This is a genomic window from Vibrio sp. 03_296 (assembly GCF_002265885.1).
Genome location: NZ_NPKW01000046.1, coordinates 113,016 through 131,796 on the forward strand (window position 1 = coordinate 113,016; position 18,781 = coordinate 131,796).

An 18,781-nucleotide genomic window follows, 5' to 3' on the forward strand; every position below is an offset into this window, starting at 1 on the left:
TAGGGGATATTCCGATGAGCGATTGTTGTTTATTCCAGCGCCATCGCTAACAAGCTGATGGGATGAATGGTCTCCAATTGAGTATTTTCTTCAATTTGCCATTTACAGGTTTCGCAATCGGTAATGGCGAAATCCGCTTGCGACGTTTTTATCGTCTCAAATAAGTGGGAACCAATTTTCATCGACGTTTGGTAGTTTTCTTCTTTAAAGCCATAAGTGCCCGCTAAGCCACAGCACTCACTGTCTAACACCACCAACTCTAGTCCAGGGATCATGCGTAATAGCTCTAAAGTGAACATCACATTGCCGCTGCGCTCAAGGTGACAAGGCGTGTGATACACCACTTTTTTGTTAATCGGCTTCATGGATGGCGCATAGCCATTCATAAAGGCTTTCAGTAAAAAGCGAGTCACGTACTCGATTCGATTCACCACATGCTGATTTTCAACGCCCAACACGTGTGGGTATTCTTGTTGCAACGTAAAAGAACAGGTCGAAGAGGTGGAAATCACCGTTCTGTCTTGCTCCACCGATTGCTCAATCATGCTGATGTTAAGATTGGCATTTTTACGTGCTTTCTCATGAAAACCGTTGGCAATTAAAGGCACGCCACAGCATTTCTCTTTTTTCAGCAACTGCACTCCGTACCCCATCGCATTGAGCACTTTTACTAAATCTTTGCCAAGCTGTGGATGGTTATAGTTCACATAGCAGCCGTGGAAGTAACTTACCTGACGGGCAAACTGTGCTTGGGTTTGCGCTTGCTTCTTGTACCAGCTACGAAACGTTCCGTGCGAATACTTCGGCAGATCTTTGTGCTTATCCACGCCGATGGTTTTGTGCATCAAACTTTTCACCGGTTTCAAACTGGTGATTTTATTGACGATAGGCGCAACTGGCGTGGCCAACGAGCCAAACAAATCCGTATGGCTTAACACAAAATCGCGCATTAACTTAGGATTGAGCGTCTTCTTGCCATATTTTCCTCGCGCAACCGCAATGATGTCTCCGATTTTTACCCCAGAAGGGCAAGCGGTTTCGCAGCGTTTACAGTTGGTGCATAACTTGAGTAAGTCGTCATAGTATTCCGGATTTTTTAAGCGCAGACGCTCGCCATCTGGCCCAGACTGTTTTGGCCCTGGGTATTGTGGGTTGGCTTTTGCTACTGGGCAGTAAACCGTACAGACAGTGCACTTAATGCATTGATCAAACGTGGTATTGGTCGGCGCATGTTTGGCAAAGGCATTCATCATAGTACGCACTCCTCTTCAACGCTCATTGCTTGCTTAAGTCCCATCGCCCTTTGAACGGCGGCCAGCGCAGTAGATACTGCTACGCCTCCACCCGAGCCTTCAAATACCGGGTCATAACCCGACAACACGGAGCCGCAGCAGTAAAGGTTTTGGCATACTTGCCCATTTAATGAAGGACGAAACATCGCATCCGTTTCCACGCCAAACGCCATGAATGGATGCGCTGATGCGCTAAAGAATTGATCGTTCCGCCACTGACGGCGATGGGGCTTAGCCACCATATCCAAACCAAAAATAGGTTCCACAATTTTGTCCAAACTGGCTTTGAGCCCTTGGCTGAAGTAACTGCCTGACGCCAAAATGTAGGCGTTGGCGTGCAGTGGAATGTCCCCGAGATTACGCGTGGAAATCGACACCAAGTGGCCTTGTGCATCCCACTCTCCCGAGAGCACTTGGTCCCCTTTTAATAACACGCCCCCCAGTTTCAAGAAGCGTTTTTGCAAGGCTTCTTCGATGCGAATACCCAGTAAAGACGGTGGCATGGTCGGCACTTCATGCAACGTGAGATTGGTCTGACGACGCAACTGCTGCAACAGAACCAGTCCGTCACCGTTGCCCATGATCGCAGGCATGATGACCAGATCCTCTTGAGTGGCATGTTTCATCAGTTGGTGACATAAACTGTTGAATGCTTGAGGCTGCTTGAGCAAGCGCGCAATATCAATAGAACGCAGCTCATTGGGGTTGCGACGCAAGGCTTCACAACCTGGAATCGTTACCTGAATTTCACCAATTTCGCAGTGCTGAAAATCAGGGTGTTTTTTGAGATTGTCTTTGGCCAACAGTGGCTGGAAATCTCGATAGCAATCGACCGCAACAAACAGAATGCGTTTGAACGGCACTGTTTTGGTGTGACGATGAACGAACGGCTGAGACAACCAGGTTGGCTTTAAAGTGCCAAGTGGTGTAATGCGATAGTGGTTCGTTTCGTCTTCTTGGCTGTGTAACGGAATGCCTTGAGCGTTGAGCTGCTCTACCAACCAATGCAGGGAACGTTTCACTGAAGTCGCCGACATTTTGGCATAAGGGTGTTCAGGATGTCTCTTCGCCAACGTATCTATCGCATCAAAGGGTTGATGAACCGCCTCGCCAGATGGCAACTTGCCCAGAACATCGATTGATCCAGAAGAAAAATGCAACGCGCTTTGGCCTTGGCTAATGAGTACGGTTTTCTTGCCCTCTTCTAATGCTTTGAGCGCCGCACAGTAACCCGCGATGCCACCGCCAATCACAGCAATATCGTAATTTAACATGATGCGTTCTCCTCATCTGCTGCGGTCGGTAGTTCACTGGCACCGAATAGCCCTTCGTAAATCCAATAGCTAAATTCAGATTCTCGCAATGCATCCCCCCAGAAGATGGGTTTCACCCCTTTCCAACGTTCTTCCAAAAACTCCGTCAGTAAACGGGCGCTAACCGTACCGTCAAGATGCCCATACTGACTAAACAAACTCGCGGCGCGGTAACTACACAGTTCCCCCTGACAAGGCCCCATACCCAACCGAGTGCGACGTCTCAAATCAACCAAATTGCTGACATCCAGTTGCTTGATTGCGTATTCAATTTCGCCTTTGGTGACCATCTCACATTCGCAAATCACGGTTTGGCTTTCGTCATCATCTTTCAAAAACTGCTCGGCACGTTCACCATGGCGATAAACCGCCGATTCATAGACAGGCTTAACGATACTGGCAGTTTTTTTGTGCTTTTTGGGCATTTCGTTCGAACCCGGAAGTGGCTTGATATGCGTTTCACATGCCTTGTTGTTACCGAGCTTTTTCGCCACCACATCGGTCGCCCATTCCGCCATCAGACGATAGGTCATCAACTTACCACCTGTGATGGTCGTCAGGCCTTTCAAACCGTCTCGTTCGGCGTGATCGAGCAGTACAATGCCACGACTAATGTTTCGACCGGAACCATCGTCATCCACCGCCACTAATGGACGCACACCTGCGTAGGCACGCAATACTCGCGTATTGGCCATAATAGGTGCCAGCTTTGCCCCTTCCCTTAACAACACATCCACTTCGTTTTCGGTCACGTGAAGGTCGTCAATTTGATCGTATTCAATGTGTTCTGAGGTTGTACCAATTAAAGAAATGGTGTCGCCGGGCACTAAGATGTCGGCATCGGATGGTTTGCGGCAACGGTTAATGACCAAATTGTTGATGCGATAATCCAAGATCAACAGTGACCCCTTAGCTGGGAACATCTTGATGTTGAGATCGGCGTACTCACAAATATTCTGCCCCCAAATACCGGCGGCGTTGATCACTTCACGCGCATAGATATCAAAGGCTTGGCCAGTAAGCGTGTGAAGACATTTGACCCCGCGAACCTGATCACCCTGACGAATCAAACCAACCACTTGCGTGTGGTTAAAGATGCGCCCGCCATGCTCTTTCGCATCAAGCACATTGGACGCACAAAGACGAAATGGATCGAGTGTGCCGTCAGGCACTTGCACTGCGCCCACCAAAGCTGGATTCACATTAGGCTCTAGCGCCAAGGCTTGAGAAGGCGTCAGCCTTTTTGTTTCAATCCCCGCGAGTGTACATTGTTGAATAAACGTGTCTTGGAACGCTAAATCGTCTTCCGGCAGAGTAATAAATAAGCCACTGGTTTGCTCGACACAATGACGAGCAATGTTTTTGAGAATCTTGTTTTCCTGGATGCACTCCCTCGCCGACTCAGAATCAGTGACAGCGTAACGAGAACCTGAATGCAATAAACCATGATTGCGCCCTGACGTACCAGAAGCGATATCGTCCTTTTCCAGTAAAATGCAGCTAATGCCACGCAACGAACAGTCGCGCATAATGCCAGTTCCCGTCGCACCACCACCAATGATCACCACTTCCGTTTCAAAATGACTGGAACTCACCATAGGTATCTTCCTATTCACTAATAAGCATACTGATAGTGTGTCATTTTTTTTCCTTCGTGTTCGATAACTCACTCACAAAATGAGCGTTCGAACATTTAACCTCATTAAATCGAGCAAAAGCTGGCGCTTTACGCTCAAAAAGCACATTTACGATACCTGCACATTACTGACAAAAAACACAATTGAGTAAAAACTCTACCTAGAACAAATCTCACACCTTTTATGTCAGAGAAAAAACAATTATTCGACATTTAAATTAAAAGTTAGGCACATATTCACATGACAATAATAAATTGAATTTCTTCAAGGCCATTTTTGAATCAAGATCACACTCATTTTATTTATTTTTTATAAAACAAATTATATTGACCCAATAACTAGTTAACTCGGGAATATATAAGTGAATTTTAAATTAGCATTATTATCTGTTATGACCGTTGCTGTTTTTTCATCCGTATTATTTTTTAATAGTGAGATTGAATTAAATAAAAACGTTATTACTGAAGAAAAATCAAACAACTCAAATGATGTAATTAGTGAGAATAACGTCTCTTCTTCGGATAATTTAGCCGTTGATATTCAGCCTATCGAAACGATTATTGAGCCCCACAAAAAGCCAGAAGAAAGCATCATAGAAGAAGTCGTCATTACAGAAGAGAAGATCAAACAACCGCAAAAATTCGATTCAGTCTGGTCAGACACTAACCCTCAGCAAGAGATCGAGCGTTTTAAACCGACCAGCCCATACATAGAAAATATTAAAGCCGTTGAAATTGCAGATATTAATCAATTTAAGGCACTCAATGAGGGCGATGTCATTACGATGAGTTTGCCAAGCAATGACAACATCGATATCAAAATTGATAACAACGAATTTCAGAATGAAGGTATTCGTATGTGGTCGGGAAATTTTGAACTAGAAGGTCAAAGTTATCCCGTTACGTTTACTTTTGGAAAAACTTCGATTTTAGGCTTTATTGGCCATCCTGAAGGACAAATTAAAATTGAAGGAAAAGGGAGCAGTGCATGGGTTTACGAATTACCTGCCAATCATGGATTTGATCACTAACACCTCTATCAATTAGTTTTACAAACACAACCAAGTAGGAAATAAATATGAAAAGAACGTTATTGGCGTTTGCCATAGCGTCAGGCATTGCTGTGCCTGCAGTGGCTGAAACAACGCAAATTGATGTGCTAGGCGTATATACAAAAGCAACATCTGAATGGTTTGAACAAGATCAACTTGCCGCGATTCAACATCGTTTTAACGTGGGCAACGTTATATTAAAAAACAGTGGCCTTGATATTAAGGTGAATCTTGTAGCAACAAAAGAATACAACTTTGATTCACAAGCGGGTATGAAGAAATCGCAAAAACAAGCGCTCAATGCCCTTACGCCAAGCCGTGCTCAAGATCCTATTTTTAGCGATATCGAAAGTGAACGAAAGAAATCGGGGGCAGACATGGTCGCGATGTTCCGTAACCTCGATCTGAAAAACACGCCAGATTACGATGCCAAAAAAGGCCTCATCAGCTGTGGTCTAGCATGGGTGATCCCTGCGTCTGATTGGCGTTCTAACCCTCGCTATGCCAAAAGTCGCATGTACAGCCATTCCTACATGAACCAATGCGGCGATGACACCTTTATCCACGAACTCGGCCACAACTGGGGTTTAAACCACGCGCACGAGCAATATAAAAATACACCGCATTTCGAAAACGGTACGGAAAAAGATGCGTATGGTTATGGCGTTAAAAACAAGTTTGCCACCACCATGGCATACGGCTTCTTATTTGGCGTTCGCGGGCGCTCGTACACTTTCTCTACACCAGACAAGCAGTGCGAAGGCACACCTTGCGGCAAGAAAGATTACGCGAACGCCGTACGCGCTGTTGGCTTGAGTGCACCGCATGTCGCGAGTATTTACGCTTCAAAAGCAGCGACTCCAGATGACGGCACAACAGACACCGTAACACCACCAGCCGTCACAACAGGTAAAAATCAATACTTGCTTGAATCGCCACGCGCCTTGCCGGATGCCACTCAACTCGAACTACCTTTTGATGTGAATTACCAAGGTGAGTTAACGAAAACCACCATTCGCGTCAACATTGAGCATCCGTTTATTGGCGATGTTTCTGTCTCTCTAGTGGCTCCTTCTGGCAAACAGTGGTCACTAAAAGAGAGCAATGGTCGTGATCGTGATAATCGCTACCATGTTCTTTTCACGCTCAATGATGTTGAAAAGAGTGACGTGCTGGGCCAGTGGAAAGTGCTTGTCTCGGACGACTACGAGAAAGACACTGGCATCATCAAAGAAGTAGAGCTGCTGTTTAAGTAGACCCCCTCTTCATTATGTCTCCGCCCGCCATAGTACTGTGGCGGGTTTTTACTACCCCTTAAACCTTTCACCAGCAGGCGAAGTGATCTTCGGTTAAACCAAGTACGTTTTCCAATCGGTGCTCTGCGCCATCATCGCCTTTGAGCACACCGTCGAAATGGCCAACAAATTGGCGAAAATTACTTTTGAGCACCAATAAGTTGAGCTTTTCTTTGCGGCAGTTCATGGGGGTAAACGTCAGATCAATGCGTTTGTCTGCACTGTATATACGCCAAGCCTCGTTTGGCTTAAAGCGATCAAAATCGAAATAGACCGCTGGAAGAAAGTGTCGTTCTCCCTCAACCCAAAGTACGTTTTCACAGCCTCCGGTCTCGTTCACCCCAGCCGCGAGATTCAAGCCCAGGCGAATGCCTTGCTGCTGAGTGTTAATGCTCGCCCAGCGCCAACTGGTTTCTCTACGCATATAACCCGCAGAAAAATCATACCCTGCTAACGCCGTTTTAAGGTCAACGGCTTTACCGAACACGTTTAACTCGCCATTCACCTTTAGTGCATTGTGCTTTTGTGTGTAAGTCCAACCTTGATAGCCTGTAGGCGTACACATGGCTAATGGCTGTTCGCTGTTTTCTGCCAACAATACCACATCAGCTTTCACCCATTTCGTATTGAGCACGACTCGCCACTGGCCTTGTTTGATGTCAAACATCAGCGATTGATTGGCAATATGCGCTTTCCCCTCATAGGGTGAAGCCCGCATGCCACTATCAAAAAACAGCGGACGTAACCAACTTTGCTCAACCAACTGACCCGTTTCAAGGTCAACCACATAGCAAAATGCCGAACAGAGATAGCGGATGTCTGCGATCGCGATACCAATGAGATATCGTTCGCTCATAACGCTGACAAACTGAAATTGTTTGTAATGAAAATAGCGCGCCAATTTACTGGCCGATTTATCCATCACATTGCGGTAATCAAACTGCTCCGGTGCTAATTCACGGACCATCTGTTCAAAATGGCCATAGTGTGGCTGGCCTTGGTCATTTATTAGCGTCTCTGGGGCGGTTATCGCTTGGTTCATCCTGTTTTTTGTTCCTTTTTAGGTTGCACTTTCCTTGGCCTGCTTAGAACAAGCGGCGCTTTAAGCCTGTTTTTTCGAGCACTCTGGTCGAAATCTCTTCAACAGACAGCGACGTTGTATTGATATACGGAATGGCTTCACGCCTGAACAAAGCTTCGACATTGGCCAGTTCATGCTGACACTGCTCGGTGCTTGCGTAATCGCTGCCCGCCAAGCGGTTCTCTCGAATCTCAGTCAACCGCTTGGGATCAATCGTCAAACCAAACAGTTTGTGGCGATGAATTTCAAACTCCGGCAACAGTTTCAATCCCTTGATGTCGTCATCAATGTAGGGGTAATTCACCACCCGCAAACCAAACTGCATCGCCATGTATAAACTGGTGGGTGTTTTGCCACTGCGTGAAACGCCTAGCAAAATAATGTCCGCCAACTCTAAACCTTTTAACGAGATGCCATCGTCGTGCGCCAAGGTGTACTCAATCGCCGCAATACGATCAAAATAGGTATCGGTGTCTTTTCCGACACTGCGCGAGCGTTGCAACTTTGGCATCGGTTCCATTTGGATATCATCTTTCACCCGCTGCACAATGCTTTCCAACACATCGTAGCAATACGCCGGAGACTCCATTAGACGCGCTTTGAGATCAGGCAATACCAGAGAAAAAAACACCAGAGGTTTTATCCCATTGGTTTGGAATGAAATTTCAATGTGTTTGATTAATTCAGTGAGTTTCTCTTCACTTTCGACAAATGGGAAGGTTTTCTCATTGGCCACAAAGGGGAACTGCCCCAAAACGACGTGCCCTAACGTTTCACAGGTAATTGCCGTTCCGTCAGAAACGTAGAACACATCACGACTTTGCTTTTCTGTTTGCATTTTTGTTTAAAACTTAAAAATATTTTGAGTAGGATGTTAACCATAATACAAATAATAAACCCAGGCGTGCCATTACGTGCCCCACAGCTTTGAAAATTGATTTCTCTTTTTTTGAGCCCTCGCGTAATCGTTTGCCTATCCCTACGAAAGCTGCAATGTTTCTGGAGAAAGACATGCAAAAGAACACCCTCTGGTTCAATAGCCTATCCATGGAAGATGTCGATAAAGTCGGCGGTAAGAACGCATCTCTTGGCGAAATGGTGTCTAACCTCGCCAATGCTGGTGTGTCGGTACCTAATGGTTTTGCGACGACCTCATACGCTTTTAACCAGTTCCTTGACTACGAAGGACTGGATGAGCGTATCCACCAACTGCTGGATGAACTGGATGTCGATGATGTGGACGCTCTGCGTAAGACAGGCGCAACGATTCGTCAATGGGTTTTAGAAGCCCCATTCCCTGCTGACCTCGAGCAAGACATCCGTGAAAATTATTCAACACTGACCGATGGAAACGATGAAATTTCTGTCGCGGTACGCTCTTCTGCAACCGCAGAAGATCTCCCCGACGCATCGTTTGCCGGTCAACAAGAAACGTTTCTTAACGTGCGTGGTATCGATGCCGTATTAGAAGCAACGAAACACGTTTATGCATCCTTGTTTAACGATCGTGCGATTTCGTATCGCGTCCACCAAGGGTTTGACCACCGAGGCATTGCGCTTTCGGCAGGCATTCAGCGCATGGTACGTTCAGACAAAGCCGCTTCGGGCGTGATGTTCACGCTGGATACCGAATCTGGCTTCGACAAAGTGGTGTTTATCACTTCAGCTTGGGGATTAGGCGAAATGGTCGTACAAGGTGCAGTGAACCCTGATGAGTTCTACGTGCACAAACCGCTGCTTGAAGCGGGCCAAGCCCCCATTGTGAAGAAAACCTTTGGTTCTAAACTGAGTAAGATGATCTACGCCAACAGCCAAGTGATTGGTAAGCAAGTTGAGATTGTCGATACCTCAGAGGCTGAACGTAACCAGTTTTCTCTCACCGACGCTGAAATCGTAGAACTGGCCAAGCAAGCGATGATCATTGAGAAGCACTATCAACGCCCAATGGACATTGAGTGGGCCAAAGATGGCATTGATGGTCAGCTTTACATTGTTCAAGCTCGCCCAGAGACGGTCTGCTCTCAGTCTGACGCTAATGTCATCGAGCGCTATGAATTGAGCCACAAAGCGGAAGTACTGATTGAAGGCCGAGCCATTGGTCAACGCATTGGTTCTGGTGTGGTGCGTTTGGTGGACTCATTGGATCAAATGTCTTTGGTTCAAACTGGCGATGTTCTTGTCACTGACATGACAGACCCAGATTGGGAGCCAGTGATGAAGAAAGCCTCAGCGATTGTCACCAACCGTGGTGGCCGCACATGCCACGCAGCGATCATTGCGCGCGAACTTGGTATTCCGGCCATCGTGGGTTGTGGCAATGCCACCAGTCAACTGACAGATGGTGATTTGGTCACTGTCTCCTGCGCAGAAGGCGAAACCGGTTATGTCTACCAAGGTCAACTCGATTTTGAAGTACGCCGCTCATCGGTTGATGAACTGCCAATGCTGCCAACCAAAGTGATGATGAACGTGGGCAACCCAGATCGCGCATTCGATTTCGCGCAAATCCCGAACGAAGGTGTCGGCCTTGCTCGCCTTGAATTCATCATCAACAAGATGATTGGTATTCACCCGAAAGCGCTGCTCAACTTCGACCAACAATCGGAAAGCTTGAAGGCCGAAATCACCCAACGCATTCGTGGTTACCAAGACCCTATCGACTTCTACGTGAGTAAGTTGACGGAAGGGATTGCCACCATCGCCTCGGCTTTCTGGCCAAAACGCGTTATTGTGCGTATGTCCGACTTTAAGTCTAATGAGTACAGTAACTTGGTCGGCGGTAAAGCCTATGAGCCGCATGAAGAGAACCCGATGCTCGGTTTCCGCGGTGCTTCACGCTATATCTCTCCTGTGTTTGAAGATTGCTTCGAGCTTGAAACTCAAGCGATCAAACGCGTTCGCAATGAGATGGGCTTGAAGAACGTCGAAATCATGATTCCATTTGTTCGCACGCCAAGTGAAGCGGCTCAGGTCGTTGACCTGCTTGCGAAGTTCGATCTTCGCCGTGGCGAGCAAGGGTTAAAAGTAATCATGATGTGCGAACTGCCTTCCAACGCCGTGTTGGCCGATGAGTTCCTCAAGTATTTTGATGGTTTCTCGATCGGTTCAAACGACATGACGCAGCTAACCTTGGGCCTAGATCGTGACTCTGGTGATGTCGCGCATCTGTTTGATGAACGTAACCCAGCCGTGAAAGCGATGCTGAAAATGGCGATAGATGCCGCAACCAAAGCGGGCAAATACGTCGGTATTTGTGGCCAAGGCCCATCAGACCATGAAGATTTCGCTGAGTGGTTGATGGAACAAGGCATCAGCTCGGTCTCACTCAATCCAGATACGGTGATCGATACTTGGATTCAATTGGGCAAAGCGAACCAAAAGTAAACGCTCCCTCTACCTAATGAAAAAGCGCCATTGTGGCGCTTTTTTGTTCTCTATATCGAGAGACAAAAACAGTACGACGATTCCGCCAAATTAATTTGATAAAAACACCTCACAGTAAGAATTTTTTTCCTCCACCCTCGGTCATCTTGATGCTATTTATTGTGGAGAAAAAGCAAAATGAAAAAACAAAACACTGGCTTAGGCAGACAAGGCCTAGGCTATCTTCTTGGTGTATTTGGGGTGGTATTGGTTTTATTGTGGATTGGTGTTTATAAGTTTACCCCAACGGAAGCCAAGCTTATTGAACCCTTGGTCGTGAACCATCCATTAATGAGTTGGTTATACAACCTCTTCTCTGTACAAATGGTCTCTAACTTTATCGGTGCAACGGAAATTATTGTTGCGATTGGTTTGGTTATCGGTCTGAAGAAGCCGCAGATTGGTTACTGGTCTGGCATTGCAGCTAGCGTTATTTTCGTTGCAACGCTGAGCTTTTTGCTCACCACACCCAATGCGTGGAAAGTCTCAGATGGGATTTTGGTCACGAACTTCTTCCTAGTGAAAGATATTCTGTTTCTTGCGGTGGCAATCAGTGTAATTGAGCGCAGTAAGGCATTGATGTTGAAGGAACAACAATCTTAGTCCCCTTCAAAACAACCAAGATGGTTTGCATGACAAACCATCTTGGTTTCTTACTCCACTATTGAGTGAGTATCACTAAAAACTACGCCAAGCCATTCGCCGATGCGCTGCTTTGGTAGTTGCCAAGCAATGCCTGATAGATATGTTCCGTATCGAGCACGCCAACAAATTGCTCATCTTCTGCCAACAAAATCGGCTGCCTGTTTTTCTTTTTCAACGCGATCATCTCGCGCATATCCAGATCAGGTGAAGCGACAAGAAGCACATTGTCATCAACCACTGGATCTTGCTGCTCACAAGGCCAAGCCAGCAGACGCTTGTCTGAATTGCGTAAGGTCATCTGCTTGTCCGACTGCTCCAACCACAAATCCTGCCTACCACACACTTGCCATGCGCCATCAGTCTGCGTCAATGATTCTTTGCTGAGCATCAAAGTACGCCCTTTCAGTACATTGAGAGGATTGGTGTGGGCCACGAAATCCTTCACATAATCGGTTTCTGGCGACAACACAATCTCTTCTGGCGCACCATGCTGTATTAAGCAACCGGATTCCATGATCGCAATGTTGTTACCAATTTTTAGTGCTTCGTCTAAATCATGGCTGACAAAGAGAATGGTTTTGTTCATTTTTTTCTGCAGTTGAATCAGTTCATCTTGCAACTGAGCGCGAATCAACGGATCTAGGGCGGAAAAAGGTTCGTCCATCAAGAGAATATCGGTGTCCATCGCGAACGCTCTCGCTAGGCCAACGCGTTGCTGCATGCCTCCCGACAGTTCATGTGGATACTTATCCAGCCACTCCGAAAGCCCCACCATTTCAAGCTGTTCTTTGGCTTTTTTACGGCGTTGCTTTTTCGCCATGCCTTGCATTTCTAGGCCAAACGCAACATTGTCGAGTACCGTGAGCCAAGGCATCAGCGCAAACTTTTGGAAAACCATGGAAACACGATGCGTTCGTAAATGCCTTAACGTTGCTTCGTCACATTGTGCTAGATCGACCTGTTGGTCCCCATCTTTTATACGCAACGACCCACGAGAAATGCTGTTCAACCCGTTCACCGCTCGCAATAAGCTCGACTTACCAGAACCGGACAAACCCATCAACACACAGATTTCGCCTTCTTTGATTGAGAGAGAAACCTTGTTCACCCCCACCACTTGGCCTGCTTCATCAATGATTTCTTGGCGCGTTTTACCTTGATCGAGCAGCGCCAAAGCGTGCTCTGGCTTGTCGCCAAAAACCACATCAACATTCTCAATTGTAATGGCATCCATGATTAAGCCTCCTTCTGCTGAGGTGTTTTACAAAGGCGATCCAAAATTATCGCCACCAGAACGATCGCCAAACCAGCTTCAAAACCTTGAGCGATGTTCACCGTGTTGAGCGCGCGAACCACAGGTTTGCCTAATCCATCCGCACCAACGAGCGCAGCAATCACCACCATAGAAAGCGACAACATAATGCACTGAGTAATACCGGCCATTATGCTCGGCAAAGCAGCAGGCAGTTCTACTTTAAGCAGTAACTTGAGTCGGTTAGCGCCAAAAGCTTTGCCCGCTTCAACCAGCTCTTCAGGCACTTTGGTAATACCGAGGTAGGTCAAACGTATCGGCGCGGCGATAGCAAAAATAATGGTTGAGATAAGCCCAGGTACAATGCCTAAGCCAAATAACACCAAGGTAGGAATCAAGTAAACGAAAGTCGGCACGGTTTGCATCAGGTCAAGTATTGGCCTTAGCAAGGTGTATATCCAACGACGATGCGCAGCCATGATCCCAATCGGCACACCAATTAATACGGAAATCGTTGTCGCGGCGAAGACCAAAACAAAGGTTTCCAGCATTTCTTGCCAGTAGCCAAGATTTAAAATGGTCAGCAGAGCCAAGACCACAAAGAGGACTAACCCAATACTGCGATGCAGAAACCAAGCGATCAGTGCTGTAGCGATAATTGGCATCGCTGGTGGCATCCATTTAAATAAGTCCACGACGAATAAAATGATGCTTTCCAAAAAGAAAGCGACCGCATCAAAAAAACCGGCTGCGTTGAGTGTTAACCAATCAACGCCCATTTCCATCCACTCACCGAACGGGAGTTTGTTTTCAGTTATAAAGTTCACTGTATTGCCTTTGTTTTGTTGGGCGGGCTGTCGATTGCCCGCCTATCGGTATCTCTTAAGCTTGTGTGTTTACGTAGTCAATCACGGCTTGCGCTGCCGGTTTGCCCTCTAGCGTTTTTACGCCTTCAAGCCACGTTTTTATCTGCTCTGGGTGCTGCTTTAGCCAGTTCAACGCCGCCTTGGCAGGTTTCTCTTTTTGGTTGAGAATGGCTTCCATGAGCTGGTTTTCCATTTCTAAGCTGAACGTCAGGTTTTGCAGTAACTGACCCACATTCGGACACGCAGAGAGATAACCCTCTCGCACATTGGTGTAGACATTGGCGCCGCCGTAGTTTGGCCCAAAGAAGTCATCCCCTCCCGACAGGTACACCATCTCTACATTGCTGTTCATTGGATGCGGCGCCCAACCCAGATAGACGATCCATTGGTTTCGGCGCACTGCTCTCGCCACTTGCGACACCATGCCTGCTTCACTGGATTCCACCAAGCTGAATCCTTTTAAATCAAAGGCGTTTTGGTCAATCATGCTTTGAATTAGGCGGTTGCCATCGTTACCGGGTTCAATGCCGTAGATACGATTTTTGAACTTATCTGCGTACTTGCTGATATCGGCAAAGCTCTGCACGCCTTGCTCATAGACATATTTAGGTACCGCTAAGGTGTACTTAGCGCCTTCAAGATTGGCTTTGACTGTCTCCACTTCCCCTGAATCTCGGTATTTCGCGATATCCCCTTCCATGGTTGGCATCCAGTTTCCGAGAAAGACATCCACATCACCGTTGGCCATTGACGAATAGGTCACAGGAACAGAAAGCAGATCCGTTTTGGTTTGATACCCCATTCCTTTGAGCAGCTGGCTAGTCACTGCGGTTGTTGCTGTGATATCGGTCCAGCCGACATCCGCAAAACGGACTGTTTGGCATTGATTGGCAGCGGCGGTAAACGAAAAGGCACTCAGGGCCAAGATTGAAAGTGTTTTTGTCGTCATAGACATTGTTTTTTCCTTGTAATGATTACTGACTTTTATGAGGGCACGCTGTTTGGCGTGGCTTATCTCATCGGCTCTCCAGTCCGCTGCTGAGTTTCCCAACTCGGGGCTAGCCAAACCTTTGAGCGCTGCGGAGGCAACGGCTGTTTATGCAAAATTAAATCGGCGGCTCTTTCCGCCACCATGATGGTAGGCGCATTAAGATTGCCGTTAGGAATCGTGGGAAAAACGGAGGAATCCACTACGCGCAGGTTGGTGATTCCTCGTACACGACACTCTTCATCGAGCACCGCCATTGGGTCATCGTCTGCGCCCATTTTGCATGAGCATGAAGGGTGATACGCGCTCTCGACGTTCTCTTTCACCCACTGATCGATTTCCGCATCGGTCACGACATTGATGCCGGGCTGTATCTCTTCACCACGGAACTCATCCATTGCTGGCTGTGCCAAAATTTCGCGAGTAAGGCGGATACAATCTCGCCAATCTTGACGATCGCGCTCGGTCGATAAGTAGTTAAACTGAATTTTGGGTTTGTCCAATGGATTGGCTGAGACGATCTCAACACGGCCTCGGCTCTCAGGCTTGTTTGGCCCAACATGGACTTGGAAGCCATGACCATCAAAGGCGGCTTGTCCATCGTAACGCATTGCCGCGGGCAAAAAGTGGTACTGAATATTCGGCCATTTCAAACCTGCACGTGAGCGAATAAAGGCGCAAGACTCAAAGTGATTGGTCGCCCCAAGCCCTTTGCGCGTTAAAATCCACTCGGCTCCAATCAACCCTTTGCTGAACCAGTCCAATTTTCCATTCAATGTGATGGGCTTTTGACAATGGTATTGGAAATAGACTTCGAGATGGTCTTGTAAGTTTTGTCCAACGCCTGGCAGATGGTGAACGGGCGTCACCCCCGCCTTCTCAAGTACCGTTTTAGGGCCAATGCCAGACAGCTGTAACAGTTGCACCGAACCAATTGAACCCGCACTGGAAATCACTTCATTTTTGGCAAAACAAGTCCGCAGTTCGCCTGCCAGTTCAAACTCGACCCCTACGGCACGCTTTTCTTCCAGTAAGATACGTTGAACCACAACGCCTTTGATCAGTTTGAAATTGCTTCTTTTTTTGGCACGGCTTAAGTATGCGTTTGAGGTTGAAGCTCGCACACCATTTTTCACCGTCATATGCATCGGACCAAAGCCTTCTTGTTGGTAGCCATTGTAGTCCGATGTTTCTGGGTATCCGGCCTCCTTACCCGCGTCAATGAACGCGCGATAGAGTGGATTCAGCGTCATCTTGTTGCCAGCACAGGTACTTAATGGCCCATCGCCACCGCGATACTCATCTTCCCCCTCAACCCAGTTTTCCGCTCGACGGAAATACGGCAGACACGCTTGGTAATTCCAACCTTTTGCACCCTGCTCTTCCCATTCATCAAAATCACAGGCGTGACCACGAACATAAACCATGCCGTTGATGGAGGAACTGCCTCCGAGCACTTTCCCTCTTGGGCAATGTAAACGGCGGCCATCTAAGTCCGCTTCTGCATCGGTTTCAAATTGCCAAGCGTACTTCTCTGAGTTCATAGGGTAAGAGAGCGCCGTTGGCATTTGAATGAAAATACTCTTGTCGGAACCGCCCGCTTCGAGTAATAAAACACTGTGATCACCACTCTCTGATAGTCGATCCGCTAGCACACAGCCAGCGGAACCCGCACCGACGATAATGTAATCGTAGTGTTGCTGCATCTTTTTCTCCTAACTATTGATTGATTAAGCGTAAGGGGAGTCGAACGCACCCAGTTCGACAAACACGCTTTTGGTCTGCGTATAGTGCTGTAACGTCTCTTGGCCATTTTCGCGACCAATGCCCGACAGCTTGTAGCCACCCACCGGCATCTCTGCGGGTGAATTTCCCCAAGTGTTTATCCAGCAAATGCCCGCTTGCAGTTGATGAATGACGCTATGGGCTTTGGATAGATTTTGCGTAAATACCCCGGCGGCCAAGCCGTATTGAGTGTTGTTCGCGCGAGCAATGACTTCATCTTCGTCATCAAACACCAGCACTGACATGACAGGCCCAAAGATTTCATTTTGCACATGAGGCATCTCATCGCGGCAATCGACAAAGACGGTAGGCGCAACAAAACACCCTTTCTCTAGCCCTCTTTCCGTCACTTGGAAACCACCAGTGAGCAACGTTGCACCGCTCTCTTTCGCACTGGAAATAGCACCGAGTACTTTTTCTAGATGCGATTTAGAAATCAGTGAGCCAATTTGCGTGTCCATGTTCATCGGATCGCCGACTATGAGCTTTTCCGTGCGTTCTTTTAGCTGTTCAACAAACGCGTCGTACATCGCTCGTTGAACATAAACTCGCGTGCCATGGGTACACACCTCACCCTGAGTGTAAAAATTTGCCACCATTGCTGCCGAGACAGCATCATCGAGATCGGCATCATCGAAAATAATCAAGGGCGATTTCCCCCCCAATTCCATAGTGACGGGTTTGAGTGTCGCAGCGCTGTCGGCCATCACTTTCTTGCCGGTGCCTGACTCACCAGTGAATGAGACTTTGGCGATTTCAGGATGCGCGGTGAGCATTTGCCCAACACGATAGTCGCCTTGAACAACGTTAAACACGCCATCAGGTACGCCCGCTCGCGTGAAGAGTTCAGCCAGTTTGAGTGCCGAAAGTGGCGTTTCTTCTGAGGGTTTAAAAATCATCGCGTTGCCAGCGGCTAATGCAGGCGCGGCTTTCCACATTGCAATTTGAATCGGGTAATTCCAAGCGCCGATGCCGGCACAAATGCCCAGAGGTTCTCTTCTGGTGTAAAAAAACTGATTGGAACCAAGGGATTGTTGCTTGCCACCTAAGCCATTCACTAATCCAGCAAAATACTCGATAACATCTGCGCCAGTGGCAATGTCAACCACACTCGCTTCTTGAATTGGTTTGCCCGTATCGCGCACTTCCAACTCTGCTAGTTCATCATTGTGATCGCGAATCAGCTGCGCCGCTTTGAGTAAGCATCGGCTGCGCTCGGCAGCGCTCATAGATGACCACACAGAAAAGCCAAGCTTCGCGCTCTCGATGGCGTGAGCTAACACCCTTTCGTCGGCTTGCTCGATGTGCGCTAACACTTCTCCGGTTGCTGGATTTAAGGTCGCAAAAGATTCGCCAGTCTCACCAACGAAAGGCTTCCCTCCAATGTAATGTGCTGTAACTTCCATCTGAAATTTGACTCTAGGTTATTGTTGTGAATAAAACGTGAGCTGTTTTTCTAAATAATCGTTAATAATGATGCGCGCTTTATCCGCATTAATACCTTCAGGATTGAGCGCCCCGCGCAGCCAGATCCCGTCGATAAGCGCGGCAATACCTTGGGCGACAATGTCGGCTTGCTCTTTGCTCATCAACGCTTTGAGTTCTCGCTTTAAATGTGAAAGCAAGCGCTTTTCATTAACGCGCTGTAAACGCTTTAACGCTTCGTCATGCATGGAATAAGACCAAAACGCCAACCATGTTTTGATCACCTTGCTTTCAGATTGAAAGCCAACGAAATTAGCATCCAATATCGCGTTGATTCTCTGCATATGCGCCTGCTTCGGTAGTGAATTCAAGCGTTTTGTTGCATCACAAGATAGCTGCCTCAAAATATCGCGCATCGTTTCTTCAAGCAGTCCATGCTTACCACCAAAGTAGTGGTTGATGATGCCACTAGAGACACCAGCCTCTTGGCTAATCAAAGAAACACTGGCTCCGTGCAAGCCCACACGGTCAATGACAGTCATGGTCGCACTCACTAATTGTGGCCTGCGAATCTTTGGCATTCCTACCTTGGGCATCCGTGCTTCCTTTTTTATTTGAACGATTAGTTAAATTAAAATGGCACAAAAATAATTAGATCTCAAACTATAAAGCCATTTTTACCGTCGATCATAAAGCTCAATCACCCAACAAAACCCATACACAACTCA

General features: G+C 47.3%; 15 protein-coding genes. 4 read left to right on the plus strand and 11 right to left on the minus strand.

Annotated elements, in window-relative coordinates; translation table 11 throughout:
• Positions 1–29 precede the first annotated feature (29 nt).
• From glpC to glpA, 3 genes are read right to left on the minus strand one after another with little or no spacing between them, the layout of a single operon-like run.
• Entirely contained in the window at positions 30–1,253 is a 1,224-nt protein-coding gene (gene glpC, locus CIK04_RS04270; RefSeq protein ID WP_026050735.1) for an anaerobic glycerol-3-phosphate dehydrogenase subunit GlpC, read from the minus strand.
• Positions 1,250–2,566, minus strand: a complete 1,317-nt coding sequence (glpB, locus tag CIK04_RS04275) for a glycerol-3-phosphate dehydrogenase subunit GlpB (protein ID WP_097352561.1) — start codon at positions 2,564–2,566, stop codon at positions 1,250–1,252. The genes glpC and glpB overlap by 4 nt, the downstream gene beginning before the upstream one ends.
• Positions 2,560–4,203 (minus strand): anaerobic glycerol-3-phosphate dehydrogenase subunit A, encoded by a 1,644-nt coding sequence (gene glpA / locus CIK04_RS04280; RefSeq protein ID WP_097352560.1) that lies wholly within the window; start codon positions 4,201–4,203, stop codon positions 2,560–2,562. The genes glpB and glpA overlap by 7 nt, the downstream gene beginning before the upstream one ends.
• Positions 4,204–4,603: 400 nt before the next feature.
• On the opposite strand from glpA, the gene CIK04_RS04285 reads away from it, so the two are divergent.
• Positions 4,604–5,272, plus strand: a complete 669-nt coding sequence (locus CIK04_RS04285) for a hypothetical protein (protein ID WP_225490728.1) — start codon at positions 4,604–4,606, stop codon at positions 5,270–5,272.
• A gap of 47 nt (positions 5,273–5,319) precedes the next feature.
• Positions 5,320–6,549, plus strand: coding sequence for a zinc-dependent metalloprotease family protein (locus CIK04_RS04290; protein ID WP_097352558.1), 1,230 nt, complete (start codon positions 5,320–5,322; stop codon positions 6,547–6,549).
• A 67-nt stretch (positions 6,550–6,616) separates the two neighbouring features.
• On the opposite strand, the gene CIK04_RS04295 is transcribed toward CIK04_RS04290, so the two are convergent.
• Positions 6,617–7,630 carry a DUF2804 domain-containing protein gene (locus CIK04_RS04295; protein ID WP_097352557.1) on the minus strand — a complete coding sequence of 338 codons (1,014 nt, stop codon included), beginning with the start codon at positions 7,628–7,630 and terminating at the stop codon, positions 6,617–6,619.
• 43 nt (positions 7,631–7,673) lie between these two features.
• Positions 7,674–8,507 carry a pyruvate, water dikinase regulatory protein gene (locus CIK04_RS04300; RefSeq protein WP_038963750.1) on the minus strand — a complete coding sequence of 278 codons (834 nt, stop codon included), beginning with the start codon at positions 8,505–8,507 and terminating at the stop codon, positions 7,674–7,676.
• Between the two features lie 155 nt (positions 8,508–8,662).
• On the opposite strand from CIK04_RS04300, the gene ppsA reads away from it, so the two are divergent.
• On the plus strand, positions 8,663–11,053 hold the full coding sequence (gene ppsA, locus CIK04_RS04305; protein ID WP_038963749.1) for a phosphoenolpyruvate synthase: 2,391 nt from the start codon (positions 8,663–8,665) through the stop codon (positions 11,051–11,053).
• Between the two features lie 177 nt (positions 11,054–11,230).
• The gene (locus CIK04_RS04310; protein ID WP_039447511.1) at positions 11,231–11,695 is read left to right on the plus strand and encodes a DUF417 family protein; all 465 of its coding nucleotides are present in this window, start codon (positions 11,231–11,233) and stop codon (positions 11,693–11,695) included.
• Between the two features lie 82 nt (positions 11,696–11,777).
• On the opposite strand, the gene choV is transcribed toward CIK04_RS04310, so the two are convergent.
• The 6 genes from choV to betI are packed head-to-tail and all read right to left on the minus strand — an operon-like array spanning position 11,778 to position 18,649.
• Complete coding sequence (gene choV / locus CIK04_RS04315; RefSeq protein WP_097352556.1) at positions 11,778–12,971, minus strand: choline ABC transporter ATP-binding protein; 1,194 nt, start codon at positions 12,969–12,971, stop codon at positions 11,778–11,780.
• Positions 12,972–12,973: 2 nt separating this feature from the next.
• Complete coding sequence (gene choW, locus CIK04_RS04320; RefSeq protein WP_011151881.1) at positions 12,974–13,816, minus strand: choline ABC transporter permease subunit; 843 nt, start codon at positions 13,814–13,816, stop codon at positions 12,974–12,976.
• A gap of 55 nt (positions 13,817–13,871) precedes the next feature.
• A complete protein-coding gene (locus CIK04_RS04325; protein WP_045589373.1) occupies positions 13,872–14,810 on the minus strand; it encodes a choline ABC transporter substrate-binding protein in 939 nt (312 codons plus the stop codon).
• 56 nt (positions 14,811–14,866) lie between these two features.
• Positions 14,867–16,549 (minus strand): choline dehydrogenase, encoded by a 1,683-nt coding sequence (gene betA, locus CIK04_RS04330; protein WP_045589374.1) that lies wholly within the window; start codon positions 16,547–16,549, stop codon positions 14,867–14,869.
• Between the two features lie 24 nt (positions 16,550–16,573).
• Positions 16,574–18,034 (minus strand): betaine-aldehyde dehydrogenase, encoded by a 1,461-nt coding sequence (betB, locus tag CIK04_RS04335; RefSeq protein ID WP_097352555.1) that lies wholly within the window; start codon positions 18,032–18,034, stop codon positions 16,574–16,576.
• A gap of 18 nt (positions 18,035–18,052) precedes the next feature.
• Complete coding sequence (gene betI / locus CIK04_RS04340) at positions 18,053–18,649, minus strand: transcriptional regulator BetI (RefSeq protein WP_017422486.1); 597 nt, start codon at positions 18,647–18,649, stop codon at positions 18,053–18,055.
• Positions 18,650–18,781 lie beyond the last annotated feature (132 nt).

Bases quoted from the DNA above. Each gene is read 5' to 3' on its own strand.
- glpC (WP_026050735.1), bottom strand. From the start codon at position 1,253: ATGATGAATGCCTTTGCCAAACATGCGCCGACCAATACCACGTTTGAT.
- glpB (WP_097352561.1), bottom strand. From the start codon at position 2,566: ATGTTAAATTACGATATTGCTGTGATTGGCGGTGGCATCGCGGGTTAC.
- glpA (WP_097352560.1), bottom strand. From the start codon at position 4,203: ATGGTGAGTTCCAGTCATTTTGAAACGGAAGTGGTGATCATTGGTGGT.
- CIK04_RS04290 (WP_097352558.1), top strand. From the start codon at position 5,320: ATGAAAAGAACGTTATTGGCGTTTGCCATAGCGTCAGGCATTGCTGTG.
- CIK04_RS04295 (WP_097352557.1), bottom strand. From the start codon at position 7,630: ATGAACCAAGCGATAACCGCCCCAGAGACGCTAATAAATGACCAAGGC.
- CIK04_RS04300 (WP_038963750.1), bottom strand. From the start codon at position 8,507: ATGCAAACAGAAAAGCAAAGTCGTGATGTGTTCTACGTTTCTGACGGA.
- ppsA (WP_038963749.1), top strand. From the start codon at position 8,663: ATGTTTCTGGAGAAAGACATGCAAAAGAACACCCTCTGGTTCAATAGC.
- CIK04_RS04310 (WP_039447511.1), top strand. From the start codon at position 11,231: ATGAAAAAACAAAACACTGGCTTAGGCAGACAAGGCCTAGGCTATCTT.
- choV (WP_097352556.1), bottom strand. From the start codon at position 12,971: ATGGATGCCATTACAATTGAGAATGTTGATGTGGTTTTTGGCGACAAG.
- CIK04_RS04325 (WP_045589373.1), bottom strand. From the start codon at position 14,810: ATGTCTATGACGACAAAAACACTTTCAATCTTGGCCCTGAGTGCCTTT.
- betA (WP_045589374.1), bottom strand. From the start codon at position 16,549: ATGCAGCAACACTACGATTACATTATCGTCGGTGCGGGTTCCGCTGGC.
- betB (WP_097352555.1), bottom strand. From the start codon at position 18,034: ATGGAAGTTACAGCACATTACATTGGAGGGAAGCCTTTCGTTGGTGAG.
- betI (WP_017422486.1), bottom strand. From the start codon at position 18,649: ATGCCCAAGGTAGGAATGCCAAAGATTCGCAGGCCACAATTAGTGAGT.